The organism is Pseudomonas sp. B8(2017), assembly GCF_002113575.1.
GTDB lineage: Bacteria > Pseudomonadota > Gammaproteobacteria > Pseudomonadales > Pseudomonadaceae > Aquipseudomonas > Aquipseudomonas putida_Z.
This window is the reverse complement of record NZ_NEIO01000012.1, coordinates 134,578-150,844: the sequence shown is the minus strand read 5'-3', so window position 1 is coordinate 150,844 and position 16,267 is coordinate 134,578. Positions and strand designations below refer to the sequence as shown.

General features: G+C 65.1%; 10 protein-coding genes. 7 read left to right on the top strand and 3 right to left on the bottom strand.

Annotated features, from left to right (window positions below; genetic code table 11):
• Positions 1 to 7 precede the first annotated feature (7 nt).
• The 3 genes from CAG22_RS17960 (at position 8) to dacB (ending at position 5,843) form a co-directional block, all read left to right on the top strand.
• A complete protein-coding gene (locus CAG22_RS17960) occupies positions 8 to 3,640 on the top strand; it encodes an ATP-binding protein (RefSeq protein ID WP_085705883.1) in 3,633 nt (1,210 codons plus the stop codon).
• 41 nt (positions 3,641 to 3,681) lie between these two features.
• Positions 3,682 to 4,026 carry a YggL family protein gene (locus CAG22_RS17955; RefSeq protein WP_004376110.1) on the top strand — a complete coding sequence of 115 codons (345 nt, stop codon included), beginning with the start codon at positions 3,682 to 3,684 and terminating at the stop codon, positions 4,024 to 4,026.
• 359 nt (positions 4,027 to 4,385) lie between these two features.
• Positions 4,386 to 5,843, top strand: coding sequence for a D-alanyl-D-alanine carboxypeptidase/D-alanyl-D-alanine-endopeptidase (dacB, locus tag CAG22_RS17950; protein ID WP_025338294.1), 1,458 nt, complete (start codon positions 4,386 to 4,388; stop codon positions 5,841 to 5,843).
• A 136-nt stretch (positions 5,844 to 5,979) separates the two neighbouring features.
• Here dacB and CAG22_RS17945 read toward each other — a convergent pair whose 3' ends face one another.
• Together CAG22_RS17945 and rlmKL are read right to left on the bottom strand one after the other, a co-directional pair.
• Positions 5,980 to 8,370, bottom strand: a complete 2,391-nt coding sequence (locus CAG22_RS17945) for a diguanylate cyclase (protein ID WP_085589395.1) — start codon at positions 8,368 to 8,370, stop codon at positions 5,980 to 5,982.
• A gap of 94 nt (positions 8,371 to 8,464) precedes the next feature.
• A complete protein-coding gene (rlmKL, locus tag CAG22_RS17940) occupies positions 8,465 to 10,657 on the bottom strand; it encodes a bifunctional 23S rRNA (guanine(2069)-N(7))-methyltransferase RlmK/23S rRNA (guanine(2445)-N(2))-methyltransferase RlmL (RefSeq protein ID WP_085617191.1) in 2,193 nt (730 codons plus the stop codon).
• A gap of 561 nt (positions 10,658 to 11,218) precedes the next feature.
• On the opposite strand from rlmKL, the gene rmf reads away from it, so the two are divergent.
• Positions 11,219 to 11,434: a ribosome modulation factor gene (rmf, locus tag CAG22_RS17935; RefSeq protein WP_003248687.1), complete on the top strand. Its 216-nt coding sequence runs from the start codon at positions 11,219 to 11,221 to the stop codon at positions 11,432 to 11,434.
• Between the two features lie 201 nt (positions 11,435 to 11,635).
• On the opposite strand, the gene CAG22_RS17930 is transcribed toward rmf, so the two are convergent.
• Complete coding sequence (locus CAG22_RS17930) at positions 11,636 to 12,658, bottom strand: quinone-dependent dihydroorotate dehydrogenase (RefSeq protein ID WP_025338291.1); 1,023 nt, start codon at positions 12,656 to 12,658, stop codon at positions 11,636 to 11,638.
• A gap of 280 nt (positions 12,659 to 12,938) precedes the next feature.
• Here CAG22_RS17930 and CAG22_RS17925 point away from each other — a divergent pair, with 280 nt between their 5' ends.
• The 3 genes from CAG22_RS17925 to CAG22_RS17915 all read left to right on the top strand — a co-directional run bounded on the left by CAG22_RS17925 (position 12,939) and on the right by CAG22_RS17915 (position 16,259).
• On the top strand, positions 12,939 to 14,153 hold the full coding sequence (locus CAG22_RS17925; RefSeq protein ID WP_085705882.1) for a CmpA/NrtA family ABC transporter substrate-binding protein: 1,215 nt from the start codon (positions 12,939 to 12,941) through the stop codon (positions 14,151 to 14,153).
• 12 nt (positions 14,154 to 14,165) lie between these two features.
• A complete protein-coding gene (locus tag CAG22_RS17920; RefSeq protein ID WP_085693049.1) occupies positions 14,166 to 14,741 on the top strand; it encodes an ANTAR domain-containing response regulator in 576 nt (191 codons plus the stop codon).
• Positions 14,742 to 15,047: 306 nt separating this feature from the next.
• Positions 15,048 to 16,259 (top strand): NarK/NasA family nitrate transporter, encoded by a 1,212-nt coding sequence (locus CAG22_RS17915; protein WP_085664968.1) that lies wholly within the window; start codon positions 15,048 to 15,050, stop codon positions 16,257 to 16,259.
• The last annotated feature ends 8 nt before the right edge of the window (positions 16,260 to 16,267 follow it).

Sequence of the window (16,267 nt, the reverse complement as noted above, 5' to 3'; positions counted from 1 at the left end):
GGTAGTCATGGCGCACCTTATCGTTCGCCTGCTGCTCACCCTGCTCCTGTTCAGCGGCGCGGCACAGGCTACCCATCACGAAGCTTCGTCCTATACATTGCTGGCACGCTCATCGGCCAGGCCGGCACTGCCTGCCCTCACCAGCGAACAACGGCAATGGCTCGAAGGCCGTCAGGAACTGGTGCTGGGTACCTCGGCACCGGACTACCCGCCGTTCGACATCACCAGTGGGGGCCGCGACTACCAGGGCCTTACCGCCGAGTACGCGAGCCTGATCGGCAAGGCCCTGCAGTTGCCCGTGCGAGTGCTGCGCTTTTCCAGCCGGCAAGCGGCGGTGGAGGCGCTCCGGCAGGGCGACATCGACCTGCTTGGCAGCTCCAATGGCTACGAAGCGGCCAGCGATGGCCTGGCCCTGTCGCACCCCTATGCCATCGATCAACCGGTGCTGGTAACGCGCGAGGACGAAAGCCGGGCGCTGGACATGGGCCTGGCCGGCATGCGCCTGGGCATGCTCTACCACTACCTGCCCCGGCAGGAGGTGAAAAGCGCCTACCCCAAGGCCGAGCTGCTGGCCTTCGGCTCGTCCAGCCAGGCCCTGAGTGCCGTGGCGTTCGGCCAGGCCGACGTGTTCATCGGCGATACCATTTCCACCCACTACCAGCTCAATCGCGGCCACCTGCCGCGCCTGCGCATGGCCAGTTTCGGCAAGCACGAAGCCATCGGCTTCGGTTTTGCCCTGCGCCACGAGGACAGGGTGCTGATGGAGATGGTGAACGCCACCCTGGACAGACAGACCTCGGCCATACGCGCCAGTATCTTCAAGCGCTGGAGCGCCGGTAGCGACCTGCTGCTGACCGACCGCAAGCTGCAACTGACCGACACCGAAGAACAATGGCTGAAGGGCCACCCGGTGATGCGCGTGGCAATCGATGACACCGCTGCACCGGTCTCCTACTTCGATGGTTCGGGGCATTTTCGCGGCATCACCGCCGACCTGCTCGAGCTCCTTCGCCTGCGCACCGGCTTGCGTTTCGAAGTGCAGCGCGCCAGCGGCCTTGCCGACATGATTGCCCGCCTCAAGGATGGCCGCGCCGATGTCATCGCCGCACTGGCCACCGGCGGGGTGAACGAAGACGACCTGCAAATCAGCCAGCCCTACCTGGAAAGCGCCTATGTGCTGGTCAGCCGCAAGGACAAACAACCCTTCACCTCGCTGGAACAGCTGCAGGGTCATCGCATCGCCATTACCCGCTACAGTGCCATGGACGCCATGCTGTCGCGGCACTATCCGCAAATCGGCTGGGTCGAGACCGAAAGTTCGTTCTATTCCATGGCGTTGCTCAACAGCGGTGCCGTCGATGCAGTGATCACCACCTTGATCGACGCCAACCACGCGCTGGCCGGCAACCCCGAACTGGTCATCCGGGCTACCGTCGGCAGCGAACCCGCCAACTTCGCCATGGCCACCAGTGCCCCGTCACAGGCGCTGGTGTCGATCCTCGACAAGGCGCTGCTGAGCATCTCGCCGGAAGAACTGGGGGTCATCAACAACCGCTGGCGCGGCTTCAGCCTGCACGAGGATGGCAACGACCAGGGCTACCGCCGGCTGGCGATACAGGTGGTACTGGGCACCGCCGTGCTGTTGCTGCTGGCCTTGCTGTGGAACGCCCGCCTACGCCTGCAGATTCGCCAGCGGCAACGCGCCGAACGGGCGCTGAACGACCAGTTGGCGTTCATGCGCGCCCTGCTCAACGGCACGCCCCACCCCATGTACGTGCGTGACCGCGAGGGCCGCCTGCAAAGCTGCAACTACAGCTATCTGGAAGCCGTGCAAGCCCGCTCCGAAGAGGTCATCGGCAAGAACCTGGAGGGGAGCCTGTTCGCCGATTTCGAGCAGACCCGGCAGATCCATGCCGACTACCTGAAGGTGATGGCCGAAGGCTCGCCACTGATCATGGACCGGCCACTACGGATCCAGGGCCGGGAGATGACCATCTACCACTGGATCCTGCCGTACCGCGACTCACTGGGTGAGGTGCAAGGCATCATCGGTGGCTGGATCGACATCAGCGAGCGCCGCCATCTGGTCATGGAGCTGCGCCAGGCCAAGCAGCAGGCCGACGATGCGAACCGCGCCAAAAGCACGTTCCTGGCCACCATCAGCCACGAAATCCGCACCCCGATGAATGCGGTCATCGGCATGCTCGAACTGGCAGTCAAGCGTGCCGACCAAGGCCGGGTAGACCGTTGCGCGCTGGAACTGGCCCACCACTCGGCCAAGGACCTGCTGGGCCTGATCGGCGATATCCTCGACATCGTGCGCATCGAGTCGGGGCACTTGTCCCTCGCCCCGGAGGCCGTCGACCTGGCGGCCCTGGTCGAATCGGTGGGGCGTATTTTCGAAGGCCAGGCGCGGCAGAAAGGCCTGGCCCTGGAGGTGATGATCGCACCGGCCGCACGCTGCCATGCCCTGCTCGACCCCCTGCGTTTCAAGCAGGTCCTGTCCAACCTGGTGAGCAACGCCATCAAGTTCACCGAGCATGGCCAGGTGCGCATCTGCGTCGGCCTGGTGGACGACGGCAGCACTACCCCCGCCGTGCTGGAGCTGGAAGTGCGCGACAGTGGCATCGGTATCCACGCCGACGACCTGCAACGCCTGTTCAACCCGTTCATCCAGGCCAACCCGCATAGCCAGAGCGCCCGCGCGGGTACCGGGCTGGGCCTGGCCATCTGTCGCAACCTGTGCGAAATGATGGGCGGCAGCCTGACCATCAAGAGCCTGGAGGATGTCGGCACCCAGGTGCGCCTGAAAATGCCGCTGCAGCGGGTTGACGCTGCGGCGCAGCCGGCCCCGCTGATAGAAAACCTCGATGTGCCCGACCCACGGCTGAACGTGCTGGTGATCGACGACCACCCGGCCAACCTGCAACTGATGGCACAGCAGCTTGGCTACCTGGGGCTGGAGCACACCAGCGCCCGCGACGGTCGCGAAGGCCTGGCCACCTGGCGGGCGGGCGACTTCGATGTGCTGGTGCTCGACTGCAACATGCCGCACATGAACGGCTACCAGCTGGCCACCGCCGTGCGTACCGAGGAACGCCATGGCAAGCGGCCGCGCTGCACCATTCTCGGCTACACCGCCAACGCACAGCCGGAGGTACGCCGAAAGTGCCTGAGCGCCGGCATGGACGACTGCCTGCTCAAGCCCATCAGCCTGGGCACGCTCAGCCAGCGCCTGGCCGGCATCCGCCCACGCCGCCAGCACAAACCGCGGCGCAAGCTGTACCACCTGGACGGCCTGGCCACAGTGGTCGGGCATGACCCGAACGACCGCCAGCGCTTCCTGCAGGCGTTGCAGCAGAGCCTGCAGGCCGACCTGGCCACCTTGATGGCATTGCATCCGCAGCACGACAGCGATGCCATTGCCGAACAGGCGCACAAGGTGCTCAGCGCCGCGCGGATGCTGGAAGCCCCCGCGCTGATGAAGGCCTGCGAAGCCCTGGAGGCAAGCGGCTTGCCTCCCGACCAGTTACGCCTGCGGCGCCAGGCGCTGGCGCGGCATATGTGCCGGGTAGAACGTGCCCTGGCCAAGGAACTGGCCACAGGCACCTGCACACAGGCAGGCAGCCAGGCGTGTTAACTGGTAGACTGCGCGGCGTTATTACCTAAGAGGATTGTTTCATGGCCACAAACCGCTCCCGTCGTCTGCGCAAGAAGCTGTGTGTCGACGAGTTTCAGGAATTGGGCTTCGAGCTGAACCTGGAATTCAAGGAAGATCTGGATGACCAGGCAATCGATGCTTTCCTCGACGCGTTCCTGGCAGAAGCCATGGACGCCAATGGCCTGGACTATGTAGGCGGTGACGATTTCGGCCTGGTGTGCTCGGTCAAACGTGGCTCGGTCAGCGAAGAACAGCGTGCAGCCGTTGAAGCCTGGCTCAAAGGCCGTAGCGAACTGACCAAGATCGAAGTCAGCCCGCTGCTGGACGCCTGGTACCCGGAAAAGCCGATCAACAAGGCCGAGTAATACCGGCCCGGCTCGATCGCTGAAAAGGCCACCCCAAGGGTAATGCCTGTCAGATAGCGTTAATGGGGCTGCTACGCAGCCCATCGCCGGCAAGCCAGCTCCCACAGGTATGCGCAGAACTCAGGAATTGCGCAATCCTTGTGGGAGCCGGCTTGCCGGCGATGGGCCGCAAAGCGGCCCCAATTACTAAACTGACAGGCATTACCCTCAGGGGTGGCCTTTTTTATTGGGGGTGCTTTTCCGTCGAACGTGGCGCATCGTCGCTGCGCTTGGGGCATAATGCGTATTCTTTCACCCTGGGGCCATCATCCCTTACAGCCCCAATGCCCTTTTCCCTCGCCGTAGGGTATTTATCGATCATGATCAAAACGCTTCGTCCCCTCGTTCTTGCCGGCCTGCTGTTGCCACTCGCCTTGCCCAGCCAGGCCGCCGCCGTCAACACCACGCTGCCTGCCAAAGTGCAGCAGGCCCTCAAAGCCAACAAGCTGCAGGATTCTGCCCTGTCGCTGGTGATGCTGCCGCTGGACGGCCCCGGCACACCGACCGTGTTCAATGCCGATGTCTCGGTCAACCCGGCCTCGACCATGAAACTGGTCACCACCTACGCCGCCCTCGAACTGCTCGGCCCGACCTTCCAGTGGAAAACCGAGTTCTACACCGATGGCACCCTGAGCAACGGTGTACTCAACGGCAACCTGTACCTCAAGGGTGGCGGCGACCCGAAACTGAACATGGAGAAGCTGTGGCTGCTGATGCGTGACCTGCGCGCCAATGGCGTGCGCACCATCACCGGCGACCTGGTGCTGGACCGCAGCCACTTCGTGCAGCCCAACCTGCCGCAGTTCAACGACGACGGCGGTGATGAGAACAAGCCGTTCCTGGTCAAGCCCGACTCGCTGCTGGTCAACCTCAAGGCCCTGCGCTTCGTGGCCCGCAACGATGGCGGCAAGGTCACCATCGCGGTCGAACCGCCGATTGCCAGCATCCGCATCGACAACCAGGTCAAGGCGGTAGCCTCCAAACAGTGCTCGGGTGATGTGCGCTACAACCCGGTGCAGCAGGCCGATGGCATCAGCGTAACGGTCAGCGGCCAGCTGGGTGACGGCTGCAACTCGCAGACCTACCTGTCGCTGCTCGACCACCAAACCTACGCCGCCGGTGCCGTGCGCGCGATCTGGAACGAGCTGGGTGGCAGCATCCAGGGTGGCGACCGCTTCGAGAACGTGCCCAAGGGCGCTCGCCTGCTGGCCCGCGCCTTCTCACCAGACCTGGTGGAAGTGATCCGCGACATCAACAAGTACAGCAACAACACCATGGCCCAGCAGCTGTTCCTTAGCCTTGGCGCGCAGTTCCGCACCGATGCCGACGGTGACGACGCCCGCGCCGCCCAGCGCGTGGTGCGCCAGTGGCTGGCGAAGAAGGGCATTACCGCACCACACCTGGTGATGGAAAACGGTTCCGGCCTGTCGCGTGCCGAACGGGTCAGCACCCGGGAGATGGCCGCGATGCTGCAGGCCGCCTGGAAGAGCCCCTATGCCGCCGAGTTCATGAGCTCGATGCCGCTGGTGGGTATGGACGGCACCATGCGCAAGCGCCTGAAGCGCACCGCCATGACCGGCGAAGGGCACATCAAGACCGGCACGCTGAACACCGTGCGGGCAATTGCCGGCTTCAGCCGCGACAGCAACGGCCATACCTGGGCGGTGGCGGCGATCCTCAACGATCCGAAACCGTGGGGCGCCTCGCAGGTGCTCGACCAGGTGCTGCTGGACCTTTACCGCCAGCCGAAACTGGCCGGCAGCACAGCGGCCAACTGATAGGTATAGGTAGCCAGTACCGGCCTCTTCGCGGGCTTGCCCGCTCCCACAGGTATTGCACCAAGTTCAATAACGGTGCAGTACCTGTGGGAGCGGGCAAGCCCGCGAAGAGGCCGGTACCGACAACCAAAAACGATCAGGCCAACTCCCCCTCCACCCGGTCCCGCCCGGCCTGCTTGGCCGCATACACGCCTGCATCAGCCCGCAACAGCAAGGCATCGGCCCCTTCCCCCGGTCGCCAGCCCGCCACACCAAAACTCGCGGTCACCCTGCCCACGCCTTCCACCGGCACATTGCGCACTCCTTGCCACAGCTCCAGCGCCAGCAGCCGCGCCTGCTCGGCATCGCTGCCCGGGCACAGCACCATGAATTCCTCGCCGCCCAGCCGGCAGAACACATCGGTACGCCGCAAACGCTGGCCGATACGCAGGCACAGGCTGCGCAGCACGCGGTCGCCGACGGCATGGCCGAAATGGTCGTTGATGCGCTTGAAGTGATCAATATCGAGCATGATCACCGCCAGTGCCTGGCCATCGCGCTGGGCCCGTTCCAGTTCGAGCTTGAGCCGCTCCTGGAAGTAACGGCGGTTATGGATGCCGGTCAGCGAATCGGTCACCGACAGCGCACGCAACTCTTCCTCCACGCCCTTGAGGTCGGAGATGTCGGTCAGGTAGCCATGCCACAAGGTGCAGCCCTGCTCGCCCACCTCCGGTGTCGCCTCGCCACGCACCCAGCGCAGCCCGGCACGCGGCAGGCAGACCCGGTATTCCTCGCGCCAGGGCGACAGGTGTTCGGCCGAGTAACGCACCGAGCGGCGCACGCGCTCCAGGTCATCCGGGTGGATGCGCTCGAACACCGCCGTTGCATCCTCGCGCAACTGCTGCAGGTCGACTTCGTAGATGTCGTACAGGCCCATGCTGGCGTACGGAAAACAGGAATGGCCGTTGCCATCCAGGCGGTACTGGTAGATGCCGCCCGGTACCTCGGCACTGAGCTTTTCCAGAAGGCGGTCACGCGCCGCCAGCGCCTCATGCACCCGACGCCGTTCAGTGACATCGATGCAGATCGCCAGGTAACCGATCCACAACCCCTGTTCATCGAGCATGGCGGTGACCAGCATGTTGGCCACCAGTTGGCTGCCATCGGCGCGCAGCAAGGTCCATTCCCCCGGCTCGGCGCCATGCTCCTGCACCGTTTCGGCGAACATGGCCTGGCCACCTTCAATCGGCCGGCCGTAACGCAGGCTCAAGGCATGGGCACGCAGGCTCAACTCCTCGGGCAGCACCAGGTCCTCCAGGCGCAGCTGGCCGATCGCCTCGCTGGCGGGGTAACCGAGCATGCGCTCGGCGCCGGCGTTGAAGGTGCTGACCACGCCCTTGAGGTTGGTGGCGATGATCGCCACCTGGGTTGCTGCATCCAGCACGCTGCGCAGCTGGTTGTGGGTGCCCCGCAGGGATTGCTCGCTGACCCGCAGCTCGGCGGTGCGCTGCTCGACCAGGGCCAAGGCGCGCTGGCGCTGGCTGAACAAGCTGTAGAGCAAGACACTGAGCAGCAGGCTCAACAAGCCGCCCAGCAGGCTCACCGCCAGCACCGCGGAGGAACGGTTGGCACGCACGAAGGCCAGGCTCGGCCGGATACTCAGCTGGAAGTGGTGGTCAGCCAGGTGCAACAGCTGGTTGGTGGCCAGCGGCAGGGGTGCGACCGGGTTCTGCGAATCGAACATCACCTCGGGGCCATGCAGCCCGGTGGGGTCGACGATACGCACCACCAGGTTATCGTCTGCCGAAACCGGGCGCCCGTCACTGACCAGCTCACGCATGCTCAGCAAGGCCATCACATAGCCCACTGCCGCGCCGTGGGGGTTGGCATCGGAAAACACCGGCGCCACCATCAGCAGGCCACGCGCATCCGAGCTGGTATCGAACATGGGCAGTGGCTCGGACACCGCCATGCTGCCCGGTCCCAGCGCCCGCGCCAGTGCCGCCAGGGGCACTTCCTGGCCGGCGAGGTCCAGCCCATAGGGCAACCCGGGCAATTCACCCGACTGGGTATAGAGCACCGGGAAGTAATGGTCGCGCTGGGGGGATGGCCGCCACTGGCCTTGCTCATCCTGGTCGCGGATCACATAGCCCGGGCCGGAATGCGCACTGGCCTGGCGCTCGAACTCGGCGCGTTGCGCGGCTTCGACACGCGGCGCCCAGGCGTAGGCCAGGGTCCGCTGCAGCAATGGCCTGGCGTAGCCGTCGAACTCGTGTGGGGTGATTTCGTTGGAAAAGCTGAAAAACCGCCGCAGCCCGTCCAGGCGCTGCTGCTGTTCGTCAAACCGCTCGGCGATACGGCTGAAACGCTCGCTGGCCAGCAGCTCGAAGCGCTGGCGCAGCTGCTGCTTGTAGAAGGTTTGCGTGGCTAACGCCAGGACGGCCGTCAACAGGCCGCCCACGACCAGGGCGACCAGAGCCACCGCCCAGGCGGACACCGCCTCTGTGCACAGGCCAAGCAACCGCGCACGCACGCCACCCTTTGACATACACCCATCTCGTCACGTCAGCGTCCTGCGGATTATCTTGCCCTGCCCTCAGTTATAGCTATTGGCCATTAGCCGCGCAATGTACCTCGTCGCCTCAACGAAGCTGCAGACGCCAGGCGCGATGGATACGGTTATTGCGGGCGAAGTCCGGGTCCAGGGTCTGGGCCGTGATTTCCTCCACCGCGTAACGCGCCATCAGGTGCTCGTCCAGCTGGAACTTGCGGAAGTTGTTGGAGAAATACAGCACGCCACCCGGCGCCAGGCGGGCCATGGCCAGGTCCAGCAGCTGCACGTGGTCACGCTGCACGTCGAACACGCCTTCCATGCGCTTGGAGTTGGAGAAGGTCGGCGGGTCGATGAAGATCAGGTCGTAGCTGTCGCGGTTGCCTTCCAGCCAGGCCATCACATCGCCCTGCTCCAGGCGGTTGCGCTCGGAGAAGCCATTGAGCGCCAGGTTGCGCCGCGCCCAGTCCAGGTAGGTTTTCGACAGGTCGACGCTGGTGGTGCTGCGCGCCCCGCCCTTGGCCGCATGCGCGGTGGCCGTGGCGGTGTAGCAGAACAGGTTGAGGAAGCGCTTGCCGGCTGCTTCGCGCTGGATGCGCATGCGCATCGGGCGATGGTCGAGGAACAGGCCGGTGTCGAGGTAGTCGGTGAGGTTGACCAGCAGCTTGACGCCGCCTTCGTTCACTTCCTGGAAGCGGCCTTCGGTTGCCTGGCGCTCGTACTGGCGCGTGCCGCTCTGCCGCTCGCGACGCTTGAGCACCACACGCTGCGGCGAAATGCCCAGGGCCTGCGGGATGGCTGCCAGCGCGTCGAGCAGGCGTGCCTGGGCCTTGTCCGGGTCGACCGAACGTGGCGCGGCGTATTCCTGCACGTGCACCCAATCCTGGTACAGGTCGACCGCCAGGGCGTACTCGGGCATGTCGGCATCGTACAGGCGGTAGCAATCGACCTGCTCGCGGCGGGCCCACTTGCCCAGTTGCCTGAGGTTTTTCTGCAGGCGGTTGGCGAACATCTGCGCCCCTTCCGACAGGCGCGCCGGCTCGCTGGCCGGTGCTGCCTGCTGGCGGCTTTCCGCGCCTTCAGGCTGCGCCTCGCGGCGCTCGCCGGTAACGAACTGGTCGGGCTGCACCTTGAACAGCAGCAGCTTGCACGGCAAGGCGCCGTTCCAGAACGCGTACTGCTTGTGGCTGCGAATGCCCATGCGCTTGCCCAACTGCGGCGCGCCAGTGAATACCGCCGCCTCCCAGCCCATGCAGGCCTGGCGCAGGCGCTCTCCGAGGTTCTGGTAGAGGTACAGCAGGCTGGCTTCGTCACCCAGGCGCTCGCCATAGGGCGGGTTGCTGATGACCAGGCCTTTCTGGTTCTGGTCCGGGCGCGGCTCGAAGGTGCTGACTTCGCCCTGGTAGATCTTCACCCAGTCGCCCAGGCCGGCACGCTCGACGTTGTTGCGGCCTGGCTGGATCAGCCGCGGGTCGGCCTCGTAGCCACGGATCCACAGTGGTGGCTTGGCCAGGCCGGCCTGTGCCCGCGCCTGCGCCTCGTCATGCACCTTGCGCCACAACGCCGGTACATGGCCGAGCCAGGCACTGAAGCCCCAGCGTTCACGCTTGAGGTTGGGCGCGATATCCGCGGCGATCATCGCCGCTTCGACCAGGAAGGTACCCACACCGCACATCGGGTCGGCCAGCGCGCCACCTTCGGCGGCAATGCGCGGCCAGCCGGCGCGGATCAGCACCGCCGCCGCCAGGTTTTCCTTCAGCGGCGCGGCACCTTGCTGCAGGCGGTAGCCACGCTGGTGCAGGCTGTGCCCGGAAAGGTCGAGGGAGAGAATGGCTTCGCCACGGTCCAGGCGCAGGTGCACGCGCACATCAGGGTCGATCTTTTCCACCGACGGGCGCAGGCCTTCGCGGTTGCGCAGCTTGTCGACGATCGCGTCCTTGACCTTCAGCGCACCGAAGTGAGTGTTGTCGATGCCCGAGCCATGGCCGCTGAACTCCACCGCCAGGGTGCCGTCGGCTGCCAGGTGATCGGCCCAGTCGACCGCGTGCACGCCGTCGTAGAGGTCGTCGGCGTTCTTCATGGAGAAGCGCTTGAGTACCAGCAGCACCCGGTTGGCCAGACGTGACCACAGGCACAGGCGGTAGGCGGTTTCCATGTCGGCGGCGCCGCGAATGGCCGAGGTGTGCTCGCGCACGTCATCCAGGCCGAGGCCCCGCGCCTCTTCGGCAAGCAGGCCTTCCAGGCCTTTGGGGCAGGTGAGGTAAAGTTCGAAACGGTCCGACATGAGTAATCCAGCGCCTTGGGCTATTTGACTGACGGGGCGACGCATCGCCCCGCGATGTTTGCCCGCACACCTTTCCAGCAGGCGTGCGGGTGGCCTTTCCCGGCACGCGAGCGTGCGGTGAAAGGCCGGGCCGCCTGACCGATCTGTGCTTGGCCCAGTGGCAAAGACAGCTTAGATCATCAGGCAGTACGAAAAATTCTGGCGATACCGGGGCCGATGTGACCCTTCGTCGCATTTCAAATTATTACTGTCATCCGCGAGCAACGCTGGCGAAATGGCGTCAATGATCGGCAAACCCTGATCATAGCGGGCTCAACGCTAAACAAGGTTGAGTCGCATTTATTTACTTATCCCCTCACCCTTGGAAAGGTTACGTGCTTATGACAAATCGATCATTCACACGGTGACTCGCATTCGATAGAACTGGTCTCAGGCCACTTCGCAACGAGGTGGCACTTTCAGCTCGCCACGCCGGCAGCGAGCGCACACCGGCAGAAAGACTCTGCCCGGCCTCGGAGAGGCCGACGGGACATTACAGTCAACAAGTGAGGGCAACACCCTATGAGAAGACTTAAGCGTGATCCGTTGGAAAGAGCATATTCACGTGGCTACCAATACGGGGTCACCGGCAAATCCCGCGAACTTTGCCCCTTCAATCTTCCTTCTGTTCGCCAAGCCTGGATCAACGGCTGGCGTGAAGGTCGCGGTGATAACTGGGACGGAATGACTGGCACCGCTGGCATCCATAGACTCAACGAAAATCACGCCGTTGGCTGAACGAGGACACTGAATTCGATTTACCATGCACGCCCTATCCGGGCGGCGGGCGAAGGCCCAGGGGCCCCTTGATGGGGCCCTTTTTTATGACTTCGAATCCATATCCGCGCTGGCTTCTTCGCGGGCTCGCCCGCTCCCACAGGCTTCAGCAGTGCGCTGGACCCTGTGGGAGCGGGCGAGCCCGCGAATGGGCCGGCCAGGTCACCGCGGCATCGCAGCGATAGCGTCCACCGCCTCGCGAATCAACGCTGGCCCTCTGTAAATGAAGCCCGAATAAATCTGCACCAGGCTCGCCCCGGCAGCGATCTTCTCGGCGGCATGGCGGCCTTCGGTAATGCCGCCAGCGGCAATGATCGGCAGCTTGCCGCCCAGCTCGCCCGCCAGCACCTTGACGATATGGGTGCTCTTCTCCAGCACCGGCGCGCCCGACAGGCCGCCCGCCTCGCCACCGTACGGCAACCCTTCGACACCTTCACGCCCCAGCGTGGTGTTGGTGGCGATCACCGCATCCATGCCCGACTCCATCAGCGCGGCGGCCACCAGGGCGGTTTCTTCGTCGCTCATGTCCGGGGCAATCTTGATTGCCAGAGGTACGCGCTTGCCATGCGTGCCGGCCAGTTGCTCGCGGCGCTCGGCCAGGGCATCGAGCAGCTGCTTGAGCGAATCGCCGAACTGCAGGCTGCGCAGGCCCGGGGTGTTTGGCGAACTGACGTTGACCGTGATGTAACTGGCGTCGGTGTACACCTTGTCCAGGCAGATCAGGTAGTCATCGACGGCACGCTCCACCGGGGTGTCGAAATTCTTGCCGATGTTGATGCCCAGCACCCCGTTGTAACGCGCAGCCCGCACCCGGCCGAGCAGGTGATCAACGCCCAGGTTGTTGAAACCCATGCGGTTGATGATGGCCGTTGCCTCCGGCAGGCGGAACAGCCGCGGCTTGGGGTTGCCCGGCTGCGGGCGCGGGGTGACGGTGCCGATTTCGACGAAGCCGAAGCCCAGCTGGGCGAAACCGTCGATGGCCGCGCCGTTCTTGTCCAGGCCGGCCGCCAGGCCCACCGGGTTGGCGAAGTTCAAGCCCATGACCGTGACCGGCAAAGCCGCCGGCTGCTTGCACAGCATACCGTTGAGGCCAAGACGGCCACCGGCGCCGATCAGGTCCAGGGACAGGTCGTGGGAGGTTTCCGGAGAAAGCTTGAACAGCAGCTGGCGGGCCAGGGTATACATGGGCGGGCAAGGCTCGGGGTGAATGAGGGGGCGATTATAGCCAGCGTGAGGCCGGCATGACAGCAAATCGTGGGGCTGCTGCGCAGCCCATCGCCGGCAAGCCAGCTCCCACAGGTACAACACAAGGGCTGAAACCTGTGCTGTATCTGTGGGAGCTGGCTTGCCGGCGATGAGGCCAATGCAGGCGGCACAAGGCAGTTGCTCCACAGGGAGGCTGCCAGATGGCACATCGGTTGCACCGGAAAAGCCCACAGCCTTATCAGTACGGGCGAGGAACCTTGTGAACACTGTACCCCGAGCAACGCCCCTGGCCTGGGTCAACGGCAGCGACGCGCCGGAAAAGCCCAGCCTGAACATCGGCTACATGGCCCTGACCGACTGCGCCTCGGTGGTAGTCGCCGCCACCCAGGGGTTTGCCCAGCAGCACGGCCTTACCCTCAACCTCAAGCGCCAGGGCTCCTGGGCCGGGCTGCGCGACAAGCTGGTCAGCGGCGAGCTGGATGCCGCGCACTGCCTGTATGGCCTGGTGTACGCCGTGCACCTGGGCATCGGCGGTGTACCGGCCAGCGACATGGCCGTGCTCATGGGGCTGAACCAGAACGCCCAGGCCATAAACCTGTCCCCGGCCCTGCAGCGCAAAGGCGTGACCAACCCTGAAGCATTGGCGCGCCTGGTGCACCAGCATGGCGCACGCCTCACCTTCGCCCAGACCTTCCCCACCGGCACCCACGCCATGTGGCTGTATTACTGGCTGGCCAGCCAGGGCATCCACCCATTGCGCGACGTCGACAGCGTGGTGGTGCCACCAGCGCAGATGGCCGCGCATATCCAGGCCGGGCGCATCGACGGTTTCTGCGTGGGCGAACCCTGGGCTGCCGATGCCGTAGCCACGGGCCAGGGCTTCACCCTGGCCACCAGCCAGTCGATCTGGCCGGACCACCCGGAAAAGGTCCTGGCCTGCGCCCGCGCCTTTGCCGAGCAATACCCCAACAGCGCCCGCGCGCTGATCAAGGCGGTCCTCGCCGCCAGCCGCTTCATCGAGCAAAGCCCGGAGAACCGCCGCAGCACTGCGCAACTGCTCAGCGGCAGCGCCTACCTGGCCACCCCGCTGGCAAGTATCGAACCACGCCTGCTCGGCAGCTACCACGATGGCCTCGGCAACCACTGGCAAGACCCGCACGCCCTGCGCCTGCACGACCATGGCCGGGCCAACCTGCCGTACCTGTCCGACGGCATGTGGTTCATGACCCAGTTCCGCCGCTGGGGCCTGCTGCGCGACGACCCCGACTACCTCGGCGTGGCCCGCCAGGTCCAGCAGCTGGCACTGTATGGCGAGGCGGCACAAAGCCTCGGCGTGGCCTGCCCCGAGCAGCCGATGCGCAGCAGCCTGCTGATCGATGGCAGCCGCTGGGACGGCAGTGACCCCTACGGTTATGCCCGCAGTTTCAGCCTGCATGCACTGGGCGACCTGCCCGATGCCCGTGTCGGCGCGTGAGGGGGACAGTTCATGTTGCGCATCCTGCTGATCGACGACACCCAGAGCAAACTCGGCCGCCTCAAGGCAGCCTTGAGCGAGGCCGGCTTCGAGGTCATCGAAGCCCCAGACATGACCATCGACCTGCCCGCCTGCGTCGAAACGGTGCGCCCGGACGTGGTGCTGATCGATACCGACTCACCGGACCGCGATGTAATGGAACAGGTGGTCCTGGTCAGCCGTGACCAACCGCGGCCGATCGTGCTGTTCACCGACGAGCACGACCCCGGGGTGATGCGCCAGGCGATCCAGGCAGGGGTCAGCGCCTACATCGTCGAAGGCATTCATGCCGCGCGGCTGCAACCGATCCTGGACGTGGCCATGGCCCGCTTCGAAAGCGACCAGGCGCTGAAGGCGCAGCTGCTTGCGCGCGACCAGCAACTGGCCGAGCGCAAGCGCATCGAGCAGGCCAAGGGTTTGCTGATGAAGATGAAGGACTGCAACGAAGAACAGGCCTACACCCTGATGCGCCGCCAGGCCATGAGCCGGCAGCAGAAGCTGATCCAGGTGGCCGAGCAGATCATTGCCATGCACGAGATGCTGGGCTAGCAACCTGCTTCACGCGGTCCCTGTAGGAGCGGCCTTGTGTCGCGATGGGCTGCGCAGCAGCCCCGGCAATCTCTGCCGCGAAGCTGAGATCCTGGGGCTGCTGCGCAGCCCATCGCGACACAAGGCCGCTCCTACAAGGGGACTGCAACTTCTCAGAGTTGGCCCATCTCTTGCTGAACAAATATCACCGGTAGCCAACGGCGGTTGCCCACTTGATCCCGACAAAGACGTCGCTCTCCCCTCCACCCACGTGGAGCGGGTAGCGGCGTCTTTTTCGTTCCGTTGCATTGCCGAGTGAGGTGTTCGATGAGTACCAGCTTCTGGAAATCCGGGCATGTGCCCACGCTGTTCGCCGCGTTCCTGTACTTCGACCTCAGCTTCATGGTCTGGTACCTGCTTGGCCCACTGGCGGTGCAGATTGCTGCCGATCTGCAGCTGAGTGCACAACAACGGGGCCTGATGGTGGCCACGCCGATCCTGGCCGGGGCGATCCTGCGCTTTGCCATGGGCGTGCTGGTCGACCGCCTGTCGCCCAAGACCGCCGGGCTGATCGGCCAGGTGGTGGTCATCGTCGCCCTCGCCGCTGCCTGGCACCTGGGCGTGCACAGCTATGAACAAGCGCTGCTGCTGGGCGTGTTCCTCGGCTTTGCCGGTGCTTCGTTTGCCGTGTCACTGCCGCTGGCCTCGCAGTGGTACCCGCCACAGCACCAAGGCAAAGCCATGGGCATTGCCGGTGCCGGCAACTCCGGCACTGTGTTCGCCGCCCTGCTGGCCCCGGCGCTGGCTGCGGGCTTTGGCTGGAACAATGTGTTCGGCTTCGCGCTGGTCCCGCTGTCGCTGGCCCTGTTGGTGTTCGCCCTGCTGGCACGCAATGCTCCGCAGCGGCCCAAGCCAAAAGCCATGGCTGACTACCTCAAGGCCCTGGGCGACCGTGACAGCTGGTGGTTCATGTTCTTCTACAGCGTCACCTTCGGCGGCTTCATCGGCCTGGCCAGCGCCCTGCCCGGCTATTTCAGCGACCAGTATGGCCTGAGCCCGGTCACCGCCGGCTACTACACCGCTGCCTGCGTGTTCGCCGGCAGCCTGATGCGCCCGCTCGGCGGCGCCCTGGCCGACCGCTTCGGCGGCATCCGCACCCTGCTGGGCATGTACAGTGTGGCGGCCATCTGCATCGCTGCAGTCGGCTTCAACCTGCCTAGCGCCGCCGCCGCACTGGCCCTGTTCGTCAGCGCCATGCTCGGCCTGGGGGCCGGCAATGGCGCGGTGTTCCAGCTGGTACCGCAACGCTTCCGCCAGGAGATCGGCGTGATGACCGGGCTGATCGGCATGGCCGGCGGCATCGGAGGCTTCCTGCTGGCCGCCGGGCTTGGCACCATCAAGCAGCACACCGGTGACTACCAGCTGGGGCTGTGGCTGTTCGCCAGCCTGGGCTTGCTGGCCTGGTTCGGCCTGCACGGCGTGAAACAGCGCTGGCGCACCACCTGGGGCTCGGCTGCGGTTACCGCGGCACGGGTCTGAGGCACAGC